14 protein-coding genes and 1 pseudogene are annotated in these 19,689 nt (G+C 73.8%); 6 read left to right on the forward strand and 9 right to left on the reverse strand.

The genetic code is table 11. From position 1 onward, the window contains the following. The first annotated feature begins 2 nt into the window (after window positions 1–2). Genes ABZV94_RS25150 through ABZV94_RS25160 form a run of 3 tightly spaced genes read left to right on the forward strand, consistent with a single transcriptional unit; the run spans window position 3 to window position 6,441 of the window. The gene (locus tag ABZV94_RS25150; protein WP_356343922.1) at window positions 3–2,150 is read left to right on the forward strand and encodes a trypsin-like peptidase domain-containing protein; all 2,148 of its coding nucleotides are present in this window, start codon (window positions 3–5) and stop codon (window positions 2,148–2,150) included. After that, window positions 2,147–3,097 (forward strand): MoxR family ATPase, encoded by a 951-nt coding sequence (locus ABZV94_RS25155; protein WP_356343924.1) that lies wholly within the window; start codon window positions 2,147–2,149, stop codon window positions 3,095–3,097. Before ABZV94_RS25150 ends, ABZV94_RS25155 begins: the two co-directional genes overlap by 4 nt. Next, the gene (locus ABZV94_RS25160) at window positions 3,094–6,441 is read left to right on the forward strand and encodes an SAV_2336 N-terminal domain-related protein (RefSeq protein WP_356343927.1); all 3,348 of its coding nucleotides are present in this window, start codon (window positions 3,094–3,096) and stop codon (window positions 6,439–6,441) included. Before ABZV94_RS25155 ends, ABZV94_RS25160 begins: the two co-directional genes overlap by 4 nt. On the opposite strand, the gene ABZV94_RS25165 is transcribed toward ABZV94_RS25160, so the two are convergent. The 5 genes from ABZV94_RS25165 to ABZV94_RS25185 all read right to left on the reverse strand — a co-directional run bounded on the left by ABZV94_RS25165 (window position 6,355) and on the right by ABZV94_RS25185 (window position 11,654). Then, on the reverse strand, window positions 6,355–7,251 hold the full coding sequence (locus ABZV94_RS25165) for a lysophospholipid acyltransferase family protein (RefSeq protein ID WP_356343929.1): 897 nt from the start codon (window positions 7,249–7,251) through the stop codon (window positions 6,355–6,357). The genes ABZV94_RS25160 and ABZV94_RS25165 overlap by 87 nt on opposite strands. Beyond that, window positions 7,251–8,021, reverse strand: coding sequence for a GNAT family N-acyltransferase (locus ABZV94_RS25170; RefSeq protein ID WP_356343931.1), 771 nt, complete (start codon window positions 8,019–8,021; stop codon window positions 7,251–7,253). Before ABZV94_RS25170 ends, ABZV94_RS25165 begins: the two co-directional genes overlap by 1 nt. Window positions 8,022–8,285: 264 nt before the next feature. Then, complete coding sequence (locus tag ABZV94_RS25175; RefSeq protein ID WP_356343934.1) at window positions 8,286–9,035, reverse strand: succinate dehydrogenase/fumarate reductase iron-sulfur subunit; 750 nt, start codon at window positions 9,033–9,035, stop codon at window positions 8,286–8,288. Beyond that, complete coding sequence (locus tag ABZV94_RS25180) at window positions 9,032–10,981, reverse strand: fumarate reductase/succinate dehydrogenase flavoprotein subunit (RefSeq protein WP_356343936.1); 1,950 nt, start codon at window positions 10,979–10,981, stop codon at window positions 9,032–9,034. The genes ABZV94_RS25175 and ABZV94_RS25180 overlap by 4 nt, the downstream gene beginning before the upstream one ends. Before the next feature lies 1 nt (window position 10,982). Further along, the gene (locus ABZV94_RS25185) at window positions 10,983–11,654 is read right to left on the reverse strand and encodes a succinate dehydrogenase (RefSeq protein WP_356343951.1); all 672 of its coding nucleotides are present in this window, start codon (window positions 11,652–11,654) and stop codon (window positions 10,983–10,985) included. Between the two features lie 120 nt (window positions 11,655–11,774). On the opposite strand from ABZV94_RS25185, the gene ABZV94_RS25190 reads away from it, so the two are divergent. Further along, window positions 11,775–12,659, forward strand: a complete 885-nt coding sequence (locus tag ABZV94_RS25190) for a LysR substrate-binding domain-containing protein (protein ID WP_356343938.1) — start codon at window positions 11,775–11,777, stop codon at window positions 12,657–12,659. Between the two features lie 224 nt (window positions 12,660–12,883). On the opposite strand, the gene ABZV94_RS25195 is transcribed toward ABZV94_RS25190, so the two are convergent. Further along, entirely contained in the window at window positions 12,884–13,774 is an 891-nt protein-coding gene (locus ABZV94_RS25195; protein WP_356343940.1) for an NAD(P)H-binding protein, read from the reverse strand. A 139-nt stretch (window positions 13,775–13,913) separates the two neighbouring features. Here ABZV94_RS25195 and ABZV94_RS25200 point away from each other — a divergent pair, with 139 nt between their 5' ends. Next, the gene (locus tag ABZV94_RS25200) at window positions 13,914–14,834 is read left to right on the forward strand and encodes a LysR family transcriptional regulator (RefSeq protein WP_356343943.1); all 921 of its coding nucleotides are present in this window, start codon (window positions 13,914–13,916) and stop codon (window positions 14,832–14,834) included. On the opposite strand, the gene ABZV94_RS25205 is transcribed toward ABZV94_RS25200, so the two are convergent. The 3 genes from ABZV94_RS25205 to ABZV94_RS25215 all read right to left on the reverse strand — a co-directional run bounded on the left by ABZV94_RS25205 (window position 14,771) and on the right by ABZV94_RS25215 (window position 18,963). Beyond that, the gene (locus tag ABZV94_RS25205; protein ID WP_356343945.1) at window positions 14,771–16,915 is read right to left on the reverse strand and encodes an EAL domain-containing protein; all 2,145 of its coding nucleotides are present in this window, start codon (window positions 16,913–16,915) and stop codon (window positions 14,771–14,773) included. The two genes, ABZV94_RS25200 and ABZV94_RS25205, sit on opposite strands and share 64 nt — an antisense overlap. After that, entirely contained in the window at window positions 16,912–17,724 is an 813-nt protein-coding gene (locus ABZV94_RS25210) for an SAM-dependent methyltransferase (RefSeq protein WP_356343947.1), read from the reverse strand. Before ABZV94_RS25210 ends, ABZV94_RS25205 begins: the two co-directional genes overlap by 4 nt. A gap of 273 nt (window positions 17,725–17,997) precedes the next feature. Beyond that, entirely contained in the window at window positions 17,998–18,963 is a 966-nt protein-coding gene (locus ABZV94_RS25215; protein WP_356343954.1) for an SCO0930 family lipoprotein, read from the reverse strand. Window positions 18,964–19,452: 489 nt separating this feature from the next. On the opposite strand from ABZV94_RS25215, the pseudogene ABZV94_RS25220 reads away from it, so the two are divergent. Then, window positions 19,453–19,689 (forward strand): annotated as a pseudogene (locus ABZV94_RS25220) (hypothetical protein); the annotation flags it as partial.

Consider the following 19,689-nt stretch of genomic DNA (forward strand, 5'->3'; position numbering starts at 1 on the left):
GCGTGGGGTGGTTCCGGAATCGTTGGGACGGCTCCGACGATCCCTCCCGGTACGTCGTGTGCATCCGGCGCACCGAGGACGGCAAGCCCGCGGGGGCGGGCTTCGTGCTCGGCTCCGACACGGTGCTGACCTGCGCGCACGTCGTCAACGCCGCGCTGGGCCGGGATCTGTTCGACGCGCGGACGCCGGGCGTGGACGAGGTGCCCGTCGAGGTGCCCGACGCGGAGACGCACGGCAGCCGGCGGTACCCGGCCCGGGTGGCCCACTGGATCCCGCCCCGCGCCCGGGCCGGCGGGGCGGTCCGCGCGGGCAGCGCCGACTGGCTCGGCGACCTCGCAGTCCTGCGCGTCGACGCCCCGCCCGGGAGCCTGCCGCCCGGCCCCCGCCAGGCCGCCATGACGGTCGGACACAAGCTGAACGCCTGGCACGGCGGCGGCCGGGCCTCCACCGTCGCCCGGCTCACCGTCGCCGCGCTGCACGGCGAGTTGGCCTATCTGGACGGCGCCCCCACCGGCATGGCGGTCGGCCCCGGCTACAGCGGCAGCCCGCTGTGGTGCCGGGAGGAGCAGGCCGTGGTCGGGCTGGTCGTCGGGCACTTCCTGCCCGTGGACGGGCCGGCGACGCCGGTCGCGCTCGGCTTCCAGAGCCTTGTCCGGCGCAGCTGGGCCGTGCCCTGGCAGGCCGTCGAGGCCGAACTGCGGCCCCTCGGTGTGCTGGACGGCGTCCTGCCCGCCCCGGTGGACCCCGACGACCCGGCCTTCGAGCTGCTGGTGGAGGCGATCGAGGACGCGCTGCCCTCGCCCAGCGGGCGCGGCGACTGCGCCCGCCGGCTGGCCCGGCTGTGCGGTGTCGAACCGGGCAGCGATGTCGTCCCGCCCTCCCCCGAGGAGGTGGCCGGGTTCGTGCTGACGCATCCGCGTGCCCTGGCGGCGCTGACCGGGATCCTGCGCCGGGACAGCCCGCGCGCCGCCGACCGGATCCTGGCCGTGGGCGCCCTGTCCCGCACGCCCCGGCTGCTGTCCGCCGCCGAGTACACGGAGCTGCGCGGACTTCTGCGCGCCATCACCCCGGCGGTGCTGGCTCGGTTCCCGGAGGCGGTCCGGGCCGCGCTGCCGCACCTCGCGGCCCGGCCGGGCGCGGACACCGTGGACGCGCTCCTCGATCATCTGGAGGGCCTGCCGGGGGACGGCCACGCGACCGGGGACGAGCGCCGGGTGCCGGCGTTGCTGCGGGTGACGGAGTACGTCGCCGCGCTGTGCCCCGACACCCAGCGGGCGCGGCTGCGGCTGTGGGCGGACGGGGTGGCCCGGCGACTCGGCATCGAGCGGTCGGCGCTGGGCGAACGCCGTTTCGACGCGCAGGAGTGGGCGCGTACGGCCCGCGCACGCGCCGCCCGGGTGCGGGTGCTGGTGCAGGTGACCAAGGCCGGGCGCGGCCGGCACCGGCTGCGGATCTGGTGCGACGAGGGCACCGGGCCCCGGCAGGTGTCGGCGGGGAGCGTGCAGTCGTACACGGCCTCGGAGGCGGCGCGCGAGGTGCTGCGCGTGCTGGACTCGCTGACGCCCTCCGCCGAGGACGAGCGCCCGCCCCTGGTGGAGGTGCTCGTGGACCGCGGCGGCCTCAACCTGCCCGTCGACGAGTGGGCGGCCCGGGACCCGGCGGAGCTGGTGCCCGGTGTGCTCGGGGTGGAGTTCCCGCTGGTGGTGCACTGCCCCGAACTGCTGCGCCGCAACGGGCGGTTCGTCTCCCGGTGGCGCACCCGGTGGAGCCGGCTGGACGAGGGCAAGGCGCTCGTCGTCAGCGAACCCGCCGACCGGGACACGCTCTACTCGCGGCTGGTCAACCAACTCGACACCGTGCGCGTCTCCGTGGACGTACCACCCGGGCCTCCCCGGGACCGCATCGTGCAGACCTGCCTGGCGCTGGGCATACCTGTGGTGATGTGGGACCGGCGGGAGGACGGATCCTCGCACAGCGTCCGGCACATGGCGCGGGTCGCCACCCGGGAGCTGCCCGACGGTGTCCACAGCTACCGGGCCAACGCCCTGAACAATCCACCCGAGTTCCCCGGCCGGCCGGTCCTCGCCTGGGCCGACGCCGACCGCACCGTTCCTCGTCTGCACCTGTCCGAACCCCAGGAGGGCCCATGACATCCGCCGCCGGCGCCGACTGGCGCCTGTTCCGGGGCGACGGCGTACCGCGGGCCGTCAGCCTCCCCTCCGCCCCGCCGTGGCGGCGCTTCACCCCGGCCCGCGCGAGGCGCCCCGAACTGCCGTACGTGATCGACCCGCGGCACGCCGACATCGTCAACGCGGCCCTGCACCTGCGCCGCCCGCTGCTGGTGACCGGGCCCGCCGGCACCGGCAAGTCCTCCCTCGCCCGGGCCATCGCGCACGAACTGTGCCTGGGCGACCTGCTGCGCTGGTCGGTCACCAGCCGCTCCACCGTGCCGGACGCGCTGTACGTGTACGACGCCATCGGCCGGCTGCGGGAGACCACGCTCAGCCGGGACCGCGGCGAGGGCGAGCCGTCCATCGGACAGTTCATCCGGCTCGGGCCGCTCGGTACGGCACTGGTGGCGTCGGCCGCGCCGCGCTGCCTGCTCGTCGACGAGATGGACAAGGGCGACGTCGATCTGCCCAACGACCTGCTCACCGTGTTCGAGGAGGGCTACTTCGAGATCAAGGAACTGGTCCGGCTGCCGGAGGGCACGGCGGACGTGGAGGTGCAGACCTCCGACCACCGGGGCACCGTGCGGGTGCACCAGGGGCTCGTGCAGTGCGCCGAGTTCCCCGTCGTGATCATCACCAGCAACGGGGAGCGCGACTTCCCGCCCGCGTTCCTGCGCCGCTGTCTGCGGCTCGAACTCCCGGTGCCGGACGAGGAGCGGCTGCGCACCATCGTCGCCGCGCACCTGGGCGAGGAGGCGCTGCGGGACGCGGACGACCTGATCGACGCCTTCCTGCGCCGCCGCGCGCTGGGCGAACTGGCCACGGACCAGTTGCTGAACGCCGTGTTCCTGCGCACCGGAGGCGTCGACCTGGACGCGGACGGCCTGCTCGACGCCGTGCTGCACCAGCTCACCGGGGCGATGTGACCGTGCCGGGCGGGGGCGAGCGGCTGGCCGAGGTGCTGCGGGTGCTGGCGGCCTGCGGACACGAGCTGGACGCGGACCAGGTCCTGGACGTGCTGTGGCTCGCCCGCCGGCTGCCCCCGGACGCCGGCGCGCCGCTGCTGCGCGAGCCGTCGCCGCCGCCCGCCCGCCCGGCTCCCGGCCCCGCCCCGGAGCCCGGCCCGGCCGCCCCGCAGCATCCGGCGCCGGAGCCCGACGACCCGGACCTGCCCGACCTCACCGCGCCCTCCCTCTACGCGGCGGCACGGCAGACCCCGGTGCCGGAGGTGCGGCTCGCCCCGGCCGCCCCCGAGCCCAGGCGGGCGCTGCCGGTGCGGGTGCCCGAGGACAAGGCCCTCGCCGAGGAACTCGAACTGGGCCGGGCGCTCAGGCCGTTGCGCCGGCGCCTGGACAGCCGTCACCGCACGGAGATCGACGAGGAGCGCACCGCCGCCCAGCTCGCCGAGACGGGCCTGCCCGACGTGGTGGAGCGGCCGGTGCGGGAGCGCTGGCTGAACCTGGCGCTGCTCGTGGACGACGGCCTGTCGATGCTGCTGTGGCACCGGCTCGGCGCCGAACTGCGGGCGCTGCTGGAGCGGCTGGGTGCCTTCGCCACCACCCGGGTCATCGGCCTCGACACCCGCGGTGCCCGCGAACCGTGCCTGCGCACCCGGCCCTTCCGGCCGGAGGCCGGCACGCTGCCGCTGAGCACGGTCAACGACCCCTCGGGCCGCACCCTCGTCCTCGTCGTCAGCGACGGCATGGGCGCCGCCTGGCGGTCCGGGGCCCTGCACCGGCTGCTGGCCGAGTGGGGCTCCCGGGGCCCGGTCGCGGTGCTCCAGACGCTGCCGCCGGACATGTGGGAGGCGTCCGGCATCGCCGCGGAGCGCTGGCAGGTCACCACGCGGCGGATCGGCGGCGCCAACGCGGCCTGGGAGGTCGGCGATCCGCTGCTGCCGCCGGAGCTGTCCGCGTTCCAGGAGGTGCCGGTGCCGGTACTGGAACCGACCCCGGAGTCGCTGCGGGACTGGGCGCGGCTGCTGGCCTCGCCCGGCACCACCGTGGAGCTGCCGCTGCTGGCCGGTCCCGACCTGTACGGCAGCGTGACCGCCGCCCGGGACCTGACCAGCGCCCAGCACTTCCGGGACGCGGCGACCCCGGAGGCGTACCGGCTGGCGGCGCACCTGGCGGCGGTGTCGCCGCTGTCGGTGCCGGTGATGCGGCTGGTGCAGTCCGCGGTGCCGTGGCGGGCCACGACCTCGCACCTGGCGGAGGTGTTCCTGGGCGGCCTGATCCGGCCGCATCCGGCGCCGGTGCCCGGTCCGCTGCCCGCCAAGCACCGGGTGTTCGACTTCTCGGAGGAGTCCAAGGCGGTCCTGCTGGACTCGGTCCCGCAGGCGGAACTCGTGCGCACCAGCCGTCGTATCGGCCGGCATCTGGAGGAACTCGCCGGCAACTCGCCGGACTTTCCCGCCTGGCTGGCGCATCCCGACGGCTCCGCCCACCTGCCCGGTGCGCACCAGCCGTTCACCAGCGTCGAACGCCGGCTGCTCGCCCGGTTCGGGGTGTCCTTCGACCGGGTGCCGGGCCTGCCCCGCTCGCAGCCGGACGGTCCCGCGGCGCCCGCCGACGGCTGGGAGCCGCTGACCGGCGCCGACCCGGAGCGGCTCGGGCCGTACCGGCTGCGCGACCGGCGCCGGGGCCGCCGTACGGTGCTGTACCGGGGGGTGGACGCGCACGGAACGGAGGCCGTGCTGCGCACGCCCCGGCCCGATCTGCCCGCGGCCAACGCGCAGTTGATCACCGTGGAGGCGGAGGTGCTGGGCCGGTTGCAGGGCCAGTACGCGCCCGCGCTGCTGGCCCGCGGGCCCGACGACTCCCCGCCGTGGCTGGCGATGGCACCGGTCCGCGACCGGGACACCCCGGACGGGCAGCCGCCCCGGCTGTCGGAGGTGTTCGCCCGCTCGCTGCAGCACGGCACCGCCCCGTTCGACCTGGTGCGCGGCCTGCTGGTGTCCTGGCACCTGGCGAACGCGCTCGCCCTGTGCCACGCCGCGGGTCTGGTGCCCGCCGACTTCGGCATGGACAGCGTGTACGTGCTGCGCCGGACCATCGTGCTCGGCGACCTGTCCGACTACGCCGTGGACGGCCGGTACCTGGGGGCCGGGCCCGCGCCGTCCGTCGCGGACAGCATGCGCGCGCTGGGGGGCATGCTCCAGCTCATCAGCAGCAAAACGGGTGTGGAGGTGCCGAACCTGCCGGAGGGCATGCACCTGTGGCAGGGCGACGGCTGGGAGAAGCTGCGGCGCCTGGTGCTGCGCTGCCTGGACGACGACCCGGACCGCCGCCCCACCGCCAGCGAGGTCGCGGACGCCCTCGCCAAGTACATCGCGCTGGCCCGGCTGCGGTACGACGACGAGGGCCGCTCGCCGGTCCCGCCGGTGACCGTCCGGCCGCCCGACCCCGTACCGCTCACCCCGCCGGATCCGGCGGACGCGGCCCCGCCGGCCGAGCGGCTGCTGCCCCAGCCCCGCTTCGGTCCGGCCCGCGCCGAGTTCCGGCGGCGCCTGGACCGGCTGCGCGTCCCGCTGCCGCACAGCAGGCGGGTGACGCTGGTCAGCGCCTACCACTACAGCGGCCGGGCCACGGTGACGGTCGCCCTGGGCTCCCTGCTGGCCGCCGTACGCGCCGAACCCGTCCTCGCCCTGGACGGCGCCGCCACCGAGGGCGCCCTCGGTTTCTTCCTGCCGCCGGACCGCAACGGTGCCGTGCCCCGGGACCTGGCGGCGCTGCCGCTCGGTCCGGCGTACGAGGACGTCCGTGCCCTCACCACCCGGCTGCCGTCGGGCCTCGAAGTGGTAGCGCACCGCGCGGGGCACTACGGGCCCAACTCCGCGCACGCCCAGGAGTACCTGCGGGTGCTGGCGCACACGGCCCCGTACTATCCGTTCCTGCTGACGGACTGGGCGCCGGTGCGGGTGGACCGCACGGCGGACGTGGTCCTGGACCACACGGACCGGCTGATCGTGTGCTGCGGCGCCGCCGACTGGTTCCTCGACGCCGCGGCGCGCACGCTGGACCGGATCCGGGAGTCCGGCCGGCACCGCCTGGCGAACCAGGCGGTCGTCGTGACGACCCGCACCGACGGTTCGCACCGCCGCGGTCTCCCGGACAACCTGCACTGGACCCTGGGCGTCCAGCCGGACCAGGTCGTGCAGGTGCCGTTCGACACCGCTCTGCAGTCACCGCGCTGGCAGCTGAAGGACCTCCGCCCGGCCACCGTGCACGCCTATCTGCGGCTGGCCGAGCTGGTCGTACGGCCCCTCTAGCGCGCTCGCGACCAGTGCCGCGTGGGTCCAGGCCGGCTCGGGGGCGGCCGGCTGGGCCGCCCGGGCGAGGGCGCGGCGGTCGGGGTGGGTGCCCGGCGGTATCACCGGACGGACCTCCACCTCGGCGACCAGGCCGCGGGCCCGGGCCACCCGCCACAGGGAGGCCGTCAGGGTGTCCTCGCCGACGAAGGCCGCCGCGGTGCCGGGTCCGCCGTCCTGCCACCGGTAGCGCAGGCCGACCGGCTGGACGGGCACGCCCGCGTCGAGCGCGGCCTGGAACACGGCCCGGCGGAAGCGGCCGTGGGCACGCCCGCACCAGGTGCTGCCCTCGGGGAAGACGGTCACGGCCGCGCCCGCGCGCAGGGCGCCGGCGATCTCGGCGACGGTGCCCGGCAGGGCGCGCAGCCGGTCCCGCTCGATGAACAGGGCCCCGCCGCGCGCGGCCAGCGCGCCGGCCAGGGGCCACTGCCGGACCTCGGCCTTGGCGAGCATCCGGGCCGGGCGTACGGCGGTGAGCAGGGGGACGTCCAGCCAGGAGACGTGGTTGGCGACCAGCAGCAGCCCGCCGGCCGGCGGGGCGGCGCCGGTGATCCGGACCCGGACCCCGATCGCCCGGACGATCCACCGGCACCACCGCCTGACCCACCCGGCGGGGATCCTCCCGCCGAGCGGGGACAGCGCGATCCCGGCCAGCAGCAGCGCGGCGACCGCGGTCAGCCGCAGCACGGCACGGGGTACGGCCGCGGCGGCCCGGACCGGCTCCAGGCAGGCGCCCGGGGTGCAGGGCGCGGTGGGCAGCCAGACGCTCATCAGGCCGGGACGAGGGAGAGGAAGTGCCGCAGATAGCGCGGGTGCACCCGGCCCATCGACAGCAGGACGTACAGGTCCGCGACCCCGAAGTCGGGGTCGTGGGCGGGCTCGCCGCACACCCAGGCGCCCAGCCGGAGGTAGCCGCGCAGCAGGGCGGGGAGTTCGGTCCGGGCGGCGGGGGCGGTGGTGCCCGGGGTCCAGGGCAGCAGCGGCCGGACCCGGTACTCCTCGGGTGCCAGGTGCTTGTCCCGGACGCGCTCCCAGGTGCCGGTGGCGAGGGCGCCGCCGTCGGCGAGGGGCACCGAGCAGCAGCCCGCCAGCCACTCGTGGCCCCGGTCGGTCATGTAGCGGGCGATGCCGGCCCAGATCAGGCCGATGACGGTGCCGTCGCGGTGGTCGGGGTGGACGCAGGAGCGGCCGACCTCGACCAGGCCGGGCCGCAGGGCGTCCAGTGCGGCCAGGTCGAACTCGCCCTCGGAGTAGAGCCGGCCGGCGATCGCGGCGCGCTCCGGCGGCAGCAGCCGGTAGGTGCCGACGACCTGTCCGGTCACCTCCTCGCGCACCAGCAGGTGGTCGCAGTAGGCGTCGAAGGCGTCGACGTCGTGTCCCGGCTCCGCGGTGGCGAGCAGGGCCCCCATCTCCCCGGCGAAGACGTCGTGCCGCAGCCGCTGGGCGGCGCGCACGTCGGCCTCGTCGCGGGCGAGGGTGACGGTGTAGCGGGTGGGTGCCGCGGGCTGCGGGGGACGGTCGAGGGTGGAAACGCCGGTCATGGCTCTCTCCTGGGCACGGGCCGGGTCGGCGACAGAGGCGGCGGGTGTGGTGCGTGCGGCCCGCCGCTCCTGTTCTTCCGATGCCGGTTGGCGTGCGCGTGACCGGTGCCGGGAGAGGGGATGTGAGGGTGGTGAACGCGGGGGTCCGGCGGGACCGGGCGCCCGATCGTGCGCGGAGACCGCCGGGGGCGGGAAAGCCAGACGGGGCCGGGGAGCACCACTCCCGGCCCCGCCCGTCCACCGATCGGCGAACGCCTGTCGGGCCTACCGCCTGCCCGCCTTCCGGGTGGCCCGCAGCCACTCCTTGTTCATGCTCGTGATTGACATCAGCGGAATCCCCTTGGGGCAGGCGGTCGCGCACTCGCCGGTGAGCGTGCACCCGCCGAAGCCCTCCGCGTCCATCTGGGCCACCATGTCCAGCACCCGCGTCTCCCGCTCGGGCGCGCCCTGGGGCAGTACGTTCAGGTGGTTGACCTTGGCCGAGGTGAACAGCATCGCCGCCCCGTTGGGACAGGCGGCGACGCACGCGCCGCACCCGATACACTCGGCGTGCTCGAACGCGAAGTCGGCGTCGGCCTTCGGCACCGGCGTGGCGTGGGCCTCGGGCGCGGATCCGGTCGGCGCGGTGATGTATCCGCCGGCCTGGATGATGCGGTCGAACGCCGACCGGTCCACCACCAGGTCCTTGATCACCGGGAACGCGGACGCCCGCCACGGCTCGATGTCGATCGTGTCGCCGTCCTGGAAGGACCGCATGTGCAGCTGGCAGGTGGTGGTCCGCTCCGGCCCGTGCGCGTCGCCGTTGATGACGAGCGAGCACGCGCCGCAGATGCCCTCGCGGCAGTCGTGGTCGAAGGCGACCGGCTCCTCGCCGGAGAGGATGAGCTGTTCGTTGAGGACGTCCAGCATCTCCAGGAAGGACATGTCGGGCGAGATGCCGTCCACCTCGTAGGTGGACATCGCTCCTTCGGCGTCGGCGTTCTTCTGCCGCCAGACGCGCAGGGTGAGCTTCATGCGTAGCTCCGCTGGGTGGGGTGGACGTACTCGAAGACCAGGTCTTCCTTGTGCAGGACGGGCGGCTCGCCGGTGCCGGTGAACTCCCACGCGGCGGCGTACGAGAACTCGTCGTCCTTCCGGGCGGCTTCGCCGTCCGGGGTCTGGGACTCCTCGCGGAAGTGTCCGCCGCAGGACTCGGTACGGTGCAGCGCGTCGAGGCACATCAGCTCGGCGAGCTCCAGGTAGTCGACGATCCGGTTGGCCTTCTCCAGCGACTGGTTGAACTCCTCGCCGGTTCCGGGCACCTTGATCCGCCGCCAGAACTCGTCGCGGATCTGCGGGATGCGTTCCAGGGCCTTGCGCAGCCCCGTGTCGGAGCGGGCCATGCCGCAGAACTCCCACATCAGTTCGCCGAGTTCGCGGTGGAAGGAGTCGGGGGTGCGGTCGCCGTCCACGGCCAGCAGCAGGTTGATCCGGTCCTCGGTCTCGGCCAGCACCTCCTGGACGACGGGGTGCTGGTCGGTGACCGGCTCCTGGTGCGGGTTGCGGGCCAGGTAGTCGTTGATGGTGGCCGGCAGCACGAAGTAGCCGTCGGCGAGGCCCTGCATCAGCGCGGAGGCGCCGAGCCGGTTGGCGCCGTGGTCGGAGAAGTTGGCCTCGCCGATCGCGAACAGGCCGGGGATCGTGGTCTGGAGGTCGTAGTCGACCCACAGGCCGCCCATCGTGTAGTGCACGGCCGGGTAGATCCGCATCGGCACCTCGTACGGATCCTCGTCGGTGATCCGCTGGTACATGTCGAAGAGGTTGCCGTACTTGGCCTCGACGGCCTTGCGGCCCATGCGCCGGATGGCGTCGGCGAAGTCGAGGTAGACGCCCTGTCCGCCGGGGCCCACTCCCCTGCCCTCGTCGCAGACGTTCTTCGCGGCGCGGGAGGCGATGTCCCGGGGCACGAGGTTGCCGAAGGACGGGTAGATGCGCTCCAGGTAGTAGTCGCGCTCGTCCTCGGGGATCTCGTTCGGCGGGCGGGTGTCGCCCTGGGCCTTGGGCACCCAGATGCGGCCGTCGTTGCGCAGCGACTCGCTCATCAGCGTCAGCTTGGACTGGTGGTCGCCGGTGCGCGGGATGCAGGTCGGGTGGATCTGGGTGAAGCACGGGTTGGCGAAGTACGCGCCGCGCCGGTGCGCCCGCCAGACGGCGGTCGCGTTGGAGTTCATGGCGTTGGTCGACAGGTAGAAGACGTTGCCGTAGCCGCCACTTGCGAGGACCACGGCGTCCGCGAAGTACGTGTCGATCCTGCCGGTGATCAGATCGCGCGCCACGATCCCGCGCGCCCGCCCGTCGACGACGATCAGGTCGAGCATCTCGGTGCGCGGGTGCATCTCCACGTTCCCGGCGGCGATCTGCCGGGACAGCGCCTGGTAGGCGCCCAGCAGCAGCTGCTGGCCGGTCTGGCCGCGGGCGTAGAAGGTGCGCGAGACCTGGACGCCGCCGAAGGAGCGGGTGTCGAGCAGGCCGCCGTACTCGCGGGCGAAGGGCACGCCCTGGGCGACGCACTGGTCGATGATCTCCACGGAGATCTGCGCGAGCCGGTGCACATTGGACTCGCGGGCCCGGAAGTCACCGCCTTTGACGGTGTCGTAGAACAGCCGGTGGATGGAGTCGCCGTCGTTGCGGTAGTTCTTCGCCGCGTTGATGCCGCCCTGTGCGGCGATGGAGTGGGCGCGGCGCGGAGAGTCCTGGTAGCAGAACTGGACGACGTGGTAGCCCTGTTCGGCGAGCGTGGCGCCGGCCGAGCCGCCGGCCAGGCCGGTGCCGACGACGATGATCGTGTGCTTGCGGCGGTTGGCGGGGTTGACCAGCTTCGCCTCGAAGCGGCGCTTGTCCCAGCGTTCGTGGATGGGCCCGGCGGGGGCCTTGGTGTCGGTGACCGGCGCGCCGGTCGCGTAGTCGGCGTAGGTAGTCATGTCAGCTCACCACTCCGGTCATGACGCCCACGGGGATGGAGATGAAGCCGGCCGTGAGCAGCAGCGCGAGGACGTTCGCGAGGGTCTTCAGGGCGCGGTCGCGGCTGCGGCTGCCGACGCCGAGGGTCTGGGCGGCGCTCCAGAAGCCGTGCCGGATGTGCAGGCCGAGCGCGAGCATCGCGACGATGTAGATGACGTTGCCGTACCAGGTGGAGAAGGTGTCCACGACGTTCTGGTACGGGTGCCCCTGCTGGAAGCCGCCGGAGTGCACGGTGCCGGTGGTCAGGTCCAGGATGTGCCAGACGATGAACAGGCCGAGGATGACGCCGCCCCAGCGCATGGTGCGGGTCGCGTAGCCGGCCCGCGGCCTCTTGTGCACGTACTTGCTGGGCCGTGCCTTGATGTCCCGGCGGCTGAGCTGGTAGGCGGACGTGGCGTGGGCCACCACGGCGACCACGAGCACGATCCGGACGAGCCAGAGCGTCCACTCGTAGTGCATGAAGGGCTCGCCCACGGTGCGCAGCCAGTGCGCGTAGTGGTTGAACTCACCGGCGCCGAAGAAGATCTTCAGATTGCCGATCAGGTGCGCGACCAGGTACAGCAGCATGATCACGCCGCTGACGGCCATCACCGTCTTCTTGCCGACGGAGGAGTCCCACATCGTGCGCGCCATGGACGGCCGTCGGTCCGTCCGCGTTGCCAGAGCCATGGAACAGCACGCTAGGGGCGAGAGACCCGATCGGTCCAAGACATGGTCCAGCTCGTTTCCATAGGCTCCGGCTATTCTGGCTGGATGCAGTTCCAGCAGCTCCAGTACTTCGTGGCCGTCGCCGAGACCCGGCACTTCACCCGTGCCGCCGAGCTGGTCCATGTCGCCCAGCCCTCGCTGTCCCAGCAGATCAAGGCGCTGGAACGGGAGCTGGGCGCGGACCTCTTCCTGCGCGCCCGGGGCAACATCACGCTCACCGACGCCGGCGAGGCGCTGCTGCCGCTGGCCCGGCGCATCCTGGCCGACGCCGACACGGCCCGGCACGAGGTGCAGGAACTGGTGCAGCTGCGGCGGGGGCGGGTACGGCTGGGGGCCACGCCGAGCCTGTGCACGGGACTGCTGCCGGACGTACTGCGGGCCTTCCACGACCGGTACCCCGGCATTCAGCTGCTGATCGAGGAGGGCGGCTCGCACGATCTGGTGCGGGAGCTGGCGCGCGGCGCGCTCGACCTCGCGCTGGTCGTGCTGCCGCTGCCGACACCGGCGCCCGCGCTGACGACCGTGGAGCTGCTGCGCGAGGACCTGGTGGTGGTGTCGTCCCCCGAGGCGCCGGAACCCGGCCGGGGCGGACGCGTCGTGGAGATCGCCGACCTGGAGGGAGAACGGCTGGTGATGTTCCGGCACGGGTACGACCTGCGGGAACTGACCGTCGCCGCGTGCCGCTCCGCCGGGTTCGAGCCGGACTTCGCCGTGGAGGGCGGCGAGATGGACGCGGTGCTGGGGTTCGTCCGGGCGGGGCTCGGCGTGGCCGTCGTGCCGCGCATGGTGGCCGCCCGGACGGGCCGCGGGCTCCGGGTCACCCCACTGGCCCGCCCCGGACTCCACCGCACCATCGCCCTCGCCCACCGCAGCGACGTGGCTCCGCCGCGGGCGGCCCGGGAGCTGCAGCGGATGCTGCTGGAAAGGTGACGGCACCGACGGAGCCTCTGGTGACCGGCGGGGTGCCGTCGGTGGTGGTCAGTGGTGCCGTCGGTGGTGGTCAGTGGTGCCGTCGGTGGCCCGGGGTGCCGTCCGTGGCCCATGTGCCATCTGCGCGGCGCTGGTGGCTCCGTAGGCCGTGTCGGCGGAACCGCGCATAGGGGCTGCCCGCCGGAGGCGTACGGCGGCCCCGGTCGCACCGCAGGCCGTGCCGGTCAGCTCCGTACGGCCGGCCTGAGCACCTCCTCGCACCACCGGCGGAAGGACGTGGGCGCGGTCTCGGGCGTGCTCGGCGCCGCGCTGCCGTAGAAGCCCTGCTCGGCGGTCGCGGCGGCGAGGTCGGCCACGGCCCGCGCCCAGGCCTCGCTCGCCCCGTGCCGCAGCAGCGACGCCCGGTACTCCTCCCCGCCGAGCCGCTGGAAGCGGACCGGCCGGTCCAGCACCTCGGAGACGACACGCGCCATGTCCTCGGGCGTCAGCGCGTCGGGGCCGACCATCGGGACGTCGTCCTGGCCGGTCCAGGAGCCGTCGAGCAGCAGCCGGGCCGCCGTGGCGCCGATGTCACGGGTGGCGCAGGTGCGCAGCACCCGGTCGCCGTGCGTCGCCATGGCGATCACCCCGCTGCCGCGGATCGCCGCGGCCTGGTGGAGCAGGTTCTCCATCAGGTACGGCGGGCACAGCGCCCGGTGGTGGACCCCGGTGGCCCGGATCTCGTCGTCCATGGCCAGCGAGGCCGAGATCTGTCCGGCGTTCCGGGCGACACCGCGGCCCAGGGTGGAGACGGCGACGACCCGCTGGACGTCCCCGGTGCGGATCGCGTCGACCAGGGGCCGGGTGAAGGCGCGGAAGTGGCCCTCGACGCTGTCCGCGGTGGGCGCCGGCGGCACCAGCCAGAACACCCGGTCGACGCCCGCGCACGCCTTGGCGGTGACGTCGGGGTCGGCGTGCGAGCCGGTGACGGCCTCGACACGGGCCCGCACGCGCGGGGACAGGCGCGCCGGATCGCGCACGATCACCCGGACTTCTCCCGCCGCGTCCCCGGCGTCGAGGAGGGAGTCGAGGACCCGGCTGCCGATCTGGCCGGTCGGGGTGGTGACAAGGATCATGGAAGTCTCCTGGACAGGACGGGAGGGGGACATGATCGAGCCTGCCGTCCGGTGTCCGGGAACTGAAGGACCGCTTCGCTCCGGGTTGTTACCCTCAAGGTAATACCGTGCCCTGCACCGCCGAAGGGAGGGCGAAGCCGTGGACTCCCGCCCGCTGCGCTACTTCGTCGCCGTCGCCGAGGAACTCAACTTCGCCCGCGCGGCCGAACGGCTGGGCATCTCCTCCCCGCCGCTGTCCCGGGCGATCCGCCGGCTGGAGACGGACCTCGGGGTCACCCTCTTCGAACGGACCACCCACCGTGTCGCGTTGACCCCGGCGGGCGACGTGCTCCTCGCGGAGGCGCGGTTCGCGCTCGACGCCCTGGAGGCCGCCGGACGGCGGGCCCGGCGTGCGGCGGGCCCGGACCGCAAGCTGGTCCTGGCGGTCAAGGCCGACGGCGACGCGGGACTGCTGGAGCCGGTCCTGGAGCGCTACGCCACCGACCCCGCCGCCCTCCCGGTGACGGTCCGGCTGTGCGGCTGGCTGGAACAGCCGCGGCTGCTGCGGCGCGGAGAGGCCGACGTCGCGCTGATCCACGAGCCGTTCGACCGCACCGGCCTGGACAGCGAGACCCTCGTCGCCGAGCCGCGTGTCGCGGTGCTCGGCGCGGACCACCCGCTCGCCGCCCGCGACCACGTCCTGCTCGCCGACCTCGGCCTGCGCCCCGGGGATCTGCACCGGTTCCTGGAGGACATGCGGCACGAGGGCCGCGATCTGGCCCAGTTGCTCACCCGTGTCGCCCTGGGCGAACTGGTCGCCCTGCTGCCGGCGTCCGTCGCCGACCGCTATCCGCGTCCGGGCGTCGTCTACCGGGCCGTGCCGGACGCGCCGCCGTCGCTCCTGGCGGTCGCCTGGCCGCAGCAGTCCCGCTCCACGGCCACCGCGGCACTCGTCCGGGCGGCCACCGCCGTCGCCGCGGCCGCCCGGGAGGGGGACGGCGGCCCGGCTCCGGCCGGTCAGCCCGTCGCGTCCACCAGGGCCAGTTCGTGGAGTCGCTCCGGCGGGCCGGGGCGGGCGTAGTACCAGCCCTGGGCCGTGTCGCAGCCCAGTATCCGCAACTGCTCGGCCTGCGCGCCGGTCTCCACGCCCTCGACCGTGACCGCAAGGTCGAGGCTGTGGGCGAGCGAAACGATCCCCTCCACGATCTTCAGGTCGACCGGGTCGGCGGGGAACTGCTGCATGCCCTGGGTGAAGGAGCGGTCCAGCTTGAGGACGCTCACCGGCAGACGGCGCAGATTGGCGAGGTTGGAGTAGCCGGTGCCGAAGTCGTCCAGGGCGATGTCGACGCCCATCTCCGCGAGCCGGCGCAGGGGTTTGAGCAGGTCGTCGTCGGCGCCGATGAGCGCGGACTCGGTGACCTCCAGGCACAGGGCGTCCGGGGTGACGCCCGACCGTTCGAGGATGTCGACCGTGTCCTGCACCAGGCCGGGGTGGCTGAGCTGGCACGGGGACAGGTTGACGTTGATCCGCAGCGGGCCGGCGGCCTGCTGCTCGCCGTGGAGTTCCCGCCACGCGCGGGCCTGGCGGATGGACTCCTCCAGGACCCAGCGGCCGAGCGGGACGATCAGGCCGGTGTGCTCGGCGAGCGGGATGAAGCGGTCGGGGCCGAGGACGCCGTGCTGCGGGTGCAGCCAGCGCACCAAGGCCTCGGCGCCGCGCACGCTGCCGTCGCCGAGGTGGACCAGCGGCTGGTACTCGATGAAGAACTCGCCGCGCTCCAGCGCGGTCGGCAGGGCCGTGGTCAGGCCGTGCCGGGTGATGGCGCGGGCGTCGGCCTCGGGATCGGCGAGTTCGGAGCGGTTGCCGCCGGCCGACTTGGCCCGGTACATGGTGATGTCGGCACTGCGCAGCACCTCGGCCGCGGTGCGCTCCCCGGCCGGGCCCTCCACGATGCCGAGGCTGCCGCGCACCAGGAGGTCGCGCCCGTCGATGCTGATCGGCGTGACCAGCGCGTTCATGATGCGCTCGGCGAGTTCGTCCACCGTGCGCTCGGTGCCGGGGCCGGTGGTCAGGGCCACGAACTCGTCGCCGCCGAGCCGGGCGACCATCTCGCCGGGCGCGGTCGCGCAGGACTGGAGCCGGTCGGCGACCTCCACCAGCAGCCGGTCGCCGGCCGCGTGGCCGAGGCTGTCGTTGATGGTCTTGAAGCCGTCCAGGTCCAGGTAGCACAGGCCGAAGCGCTGGCCCTCGCCCGCGCTGAGGGCCTTCTCCAGCCGTTCGAAGAACAGGGAGCGGTTGGGCAGGCCGGTGAGGGCGTCGTGGGTGGCCTCGTAGCGCAGCCGGAGGTTGAGCAGCCGGCGCTCGGTGGTGTCCTCCATGAGGGCGAGCTGGTACTGCGGGGCGCCGTCGGCGTCGCGCAGCAGGGACACCGTCAGGTTCGTCCACAGCACCGTCCCGTCGGGGCGGTTGAAGGCCTTCTCCACGTGGTAGTGCTCGCGCTCGCCGCGCACGAGTTCGTCGTAGAGCCGCCAGGTCTGCGGGGCGTCCTCGGGGTGGACCCAGTCCTGGACGCGCCGGCCGCGCAGGCTCTGCTCGGAGAGGCCGAACATGCGCAGCAGCGCCTCGTTGACCTGGAGGACGTTGCCGTCGAGGTCGGCGATGCCGATTCCTATGGCCGCGCCCTCGAAGACCGCGCGGAAGCGGGCCTCGCTCGCGTGCAGTGCCTGCGCCACCACGCCCTGAGCCTGCAACGCGGCCTGCGCGATGGCCTCCTGCTCGGCGAGGGTGCGCTCGCGCAGCGCCTGGGCGTAGCCGGCCGCCATGGCGTGCTGCAACCGGGAGGACCTGATGCGCAGTTCGTCCTGGGGGCCGTCCTCGCCGCAGTACAGGACCAGGTAGGCGTCGACGCAGTCGAGGGTGCGGGCCAGTGCCTCGGGGTCGGTGCAGTGCGCCCCGACCAGGGCGGCGCCGACGGCCTTCGCCGCGTCCGCGTCGAAGCTGCGGGCGCGCAGCAGTTCGCTCAACCGGCGTGCGAGCGGCAGGAGTCGTTCCTCGAACTCGGGGCGGGTCAGCGACGTGGAGGTCACCGGGAACAGCGCCCGGCTCCAGATCGTCGTCAGCCGGCGCAGTCTGCCCTCCGGCTCGTCCGGTTCCGCGCTCACGCCGTACGCCCCACGCCGGCGAATCCGGAGAAGGCGTACGGGTCCTCGTCCTCCGGCGCCGTGTCCGGGCGCCAGAGCGGCATCGGCACCAGTCCGGGTTCCACCATGTCGTACCCCTCGAAGAACCGCGCGATCTCCTCGCGCGAGCGCATGATCAGCGGGTTGCGAATGTCCTTGTACACGTCCACCGCTCCCTCGGCCCGCTCGGCGGGCAGCGGGATTCCCTCGTACGAGGCATGGGTGAGGATCAGCAGGCTGCCGGGCGCGAGCGCCTGGCGCAGCTCGGCCACCGCACCGTACGGGTCGTCCGCGTCTTCCACGAAGTGCAGTATGGCAACGAGGAGGAGGGCGACTGGCCGATTCAGGTCGATCAGGCGGTCCAGTCGGGGGCTGGAGAGGATCTCCTGGGGCTTGCGCAGGTCCGCCGCGACCACGTCGGCGGCATCGTTGCCCGCGAGGACCGCCTGGCTGTGCGCGACGGCCACCGGGTCGTGGTCGACGTAGACCACGCGCGCGCCGGGTACGGCGGCCTGCGCCACCTCGTGGACGTTGCCGAAGGCGGGGATGCCGGAGCCGATGTCGAGGAACTGGGTGATGCCCTCCCCGGCCGCGAACCGCACGGCCCGGCGCATGAACGCCCGGTTGGCCTGCATGATCTTCGGCAGGCCCGGCATGAACTCCATGGCCTTGCGGGCCGCTTCCCGGTCGACCTCGAAGTTGTGCGAACCGCCCAGGTAGTAGTCGTAGATCCGCGAGACGCTGGGCACCGAGATGTCGATGCTCCGTGGGGCCCAGGCGGGACGCTCCATGTATCTCTCCAAGGCGTGGACGGGTGCAGGCGATCCGGTGTTCGAGCTGAGGCTACTGATCGCCCGCCGAAGGAGCGACCCGAACCGGAAATTGACCGTCCGTTCCCGGTCACTGCCTGCGGCAAGTGCCCGTATGGCCCCGCTGTGTGACGGCCGTACGGACAACTCGCCGCGCTCACCGCACACAACGATCCGCCCCCTCCGTGCGGTGCGGAGGGGGCGGATCTTCGGCCGCGCGCCGGGGCGGGCGGGGCGATCTACCTGGGGAGGTGATCAGTCGCCCGACGCGCCGACCGGCTTTCCGTCGGGCGAGACGGCGTACCATGTGCCGCCCACGCCCTGACCGTTGGTGTCGCCCGGGGCCTTGTCCCCGGAGAAGGTGTAGATCGGCCAGCAGTTGACGGTCATCTGCTTCACCCCGTCGGGGCGGGTGAAGGGCATCAGGCCCTTCTTCTTGACGCCCTCGGTGTCGTCGGCGCCGACCGGGCCCACCGCCGGCCACTTCTCCAGGCAGGCGCCGGTGCAGTTGGAGACGGACTTCGGCCAGGCCTGGTCCTTCATGAAGCGGTAGACCGTCATGCCGTTCTTGTCGACGACGATGTCACCGAGCTTGGGGTCCTTGCGGACGGACAGGCCGGGCAGGTCGGACAGCTTGGCCTTCTTGCCGGTGGGGGCGAGCGCGAACCACTTGCCGCCCACGCCCTGGCCGTTGACGTCGCCGGCGTTGACGTCCTTGGCGTAGCGGTAGGCGGGCCAGCCGCCGATGGTGAGCTGCTTGGAGCCGTCGGCGCGGGTGACCTCGCCGAGCAGTGCCTTGTCGATGCCGGCGCCGGCGGTGGCGTCGTCGGCCGGGACCGGCGGCCAGGTGGTGGCGCAGTCGCCGTCGCAGTTGGACTTGGGCGGGTTGGCGGTGTCCTTGTCGAAGCGGTACAGGGTGAGGCCGGAGCCGTCGGTGAGCACATTGCCCAGCTCGGGATTGCTGGCCACGGTGAGCTTGCCCGCGGGGGTGACCGGGGCCGGGGAGCTGGAACTCTGGTTGCCGTCGGCGCCGTAGCCGTTGCCCGCGCCCGGCGCGGTGCTGCTGCCCGGGTTGCCGTAGTCGCCGGCCGCGGCCGTGGCCCCGACGTTCTGGGCCGCCGACGCCGGAGTGGTGGCATTGTCCTGACCGCACGCCGTCGTCAGCGCCAGCACCGATGCGGCTGTCGCCACCAGTGAGGCGGTCCGCCAGGAGGTCTTCATCGTCAACTCCCCATTATCGCCTGGATATTGCAGCGCCCTGCTGTGCCGCCGCACGGCCATGGGTACGGACCGCGGGGGCCCCGGTGTTCAACGGCGGCCGGAATTTCTTTCCGGATCCTGTGCGGGGCCGGGACCGGGGCCGGCGCGCGCATGGGACGCATGGTGCGACAGCGGTCCCTTTCGCTCGTCAAACCTCCGATCACCCCATCTCCCTCTTTCGGAGCAATCTCGGCACACTGCGGGGTACGGCGCCCGTCCTGGCCTCATGATCTCGGTCGTGCCTGGACCCGAAGTGACCCGATGCGCGCCCACCACGCGGGTGTTGGCCCTGTTGACGCTGACCTGGGCCCTGGTGGGCTGTCCGGCCGGCAGCGCGTCGGCCGACGCCTGCGCGTACGCCTCCACGGGACCGGACGGCACGGTGGCGGTGGCCTACGCCGGCGGTCACCACTGGCCCGACCCGCCCTGTCCGAAGCCGCCCCCGCCACCGTGTCCGCCGACGCCGACGCCGACTCCCACTCCGACGCCCACTCCCCCACCGACCCCGCCGCCGAAGCCGAAGCCTCCGCCCAAGCCGACGCCGACGCCGAAACCGCCACCACCCCGGCCGACGCCGAAGCCGCCGCCGAAACCGGCCCCCACGCCGCGACCGCCCGCCCGGCCCGCTCCGGCACTCCCGGCTCCCCCGGCCCCCCCGCCCACGCCCCCCCCCCCCCCCCCCCCCCC

It is taken from the genome of Streptomyces sp. NPDC004658 (genome assembly GCF_040609555.1).
Classification (GTDB): Bacteria; Actinomycetota; Actinomycetes; order Streptomycetales; family Streptomycetaceae; genus Streptomyces.

Excerpts from the sequence above, each read along its gene's own strand:
- ABZV94_RS25155 (WP_356343924.1), top strand. The coding sequence starts at position 2,147 with ATGACATCCGCCGCCGGCGCCGACTGGCGCCTGTTCCGGGGCGACGGC.
- ABZV94_RS25210 (WP_356343947.1), bottom strand. The coding sequence starts at position 17,724 with ATGGAGCGTCCCGCCTGGGCCCCACGGAGCATCGACATCTCGGTGCCC.
- ABZV94_RS25195 (WP_356343940.1), bottom strand. The coding sequence starts at position 13,774 with ATGATCCTTGTCACCACCCCGACCGGCCAGATCGGCAGCCGGGTCCTC.
- ABZV94_RS25170 (WP_356343931.1), bottom strand. The coding sequence starts at position 8,021 with ATGACCGGCGTTTCCACCCTCGACCGTCCCCCGCAGCCCGCGGCACCC.
- ABZV94_RS25175 (WP_356343934.1), bottom strand. The coding sequence starts at position 9,035 with ATGAAGCTCACCCTGCGCGTCTGGCGGCAGAAGAACGCCGACGCCGAA.
- ABZV94_RS25165 (WP_356343929.1), bottom strand. The coding sequence starts at position 7,251 with ATGAGCGTCTGGCTGCCCACCGCGCCCTGCACCCCGGGCGCCTGCCTG.
- ABZV94_RS25215 (WP_356343954.1), bottom strand. The coding sequence starts at position 18,963 with ATGAAGACCTCCTGGCGGACCGCCTCACTGGTGGCGACAGCCGCATCG.
- ABZV94_RS25180 (WP_356343936.1), bottom strand. The coding sequence starts at position 10,981 with ATGACTACCTACGCCGACTACGCGACCGGCGCGCCGGTCACCGACACC.
- ABZV94_RS25190 (WP_356343938.1), top strand. The coding sequence starts at position 11,775 with ATGCAGTTCCAGCAGCTCCAGTACTTCGTGGCCGTCGCCGAGACCCGG.
- ABZV94_RS25185 (WP_356343951.1), bottom strand. The coding sequence starts at position 11,654 with ATGGCGCGCACGATGTGGGACTCCTCCGTCGGCAAGAAGACGGTGATG.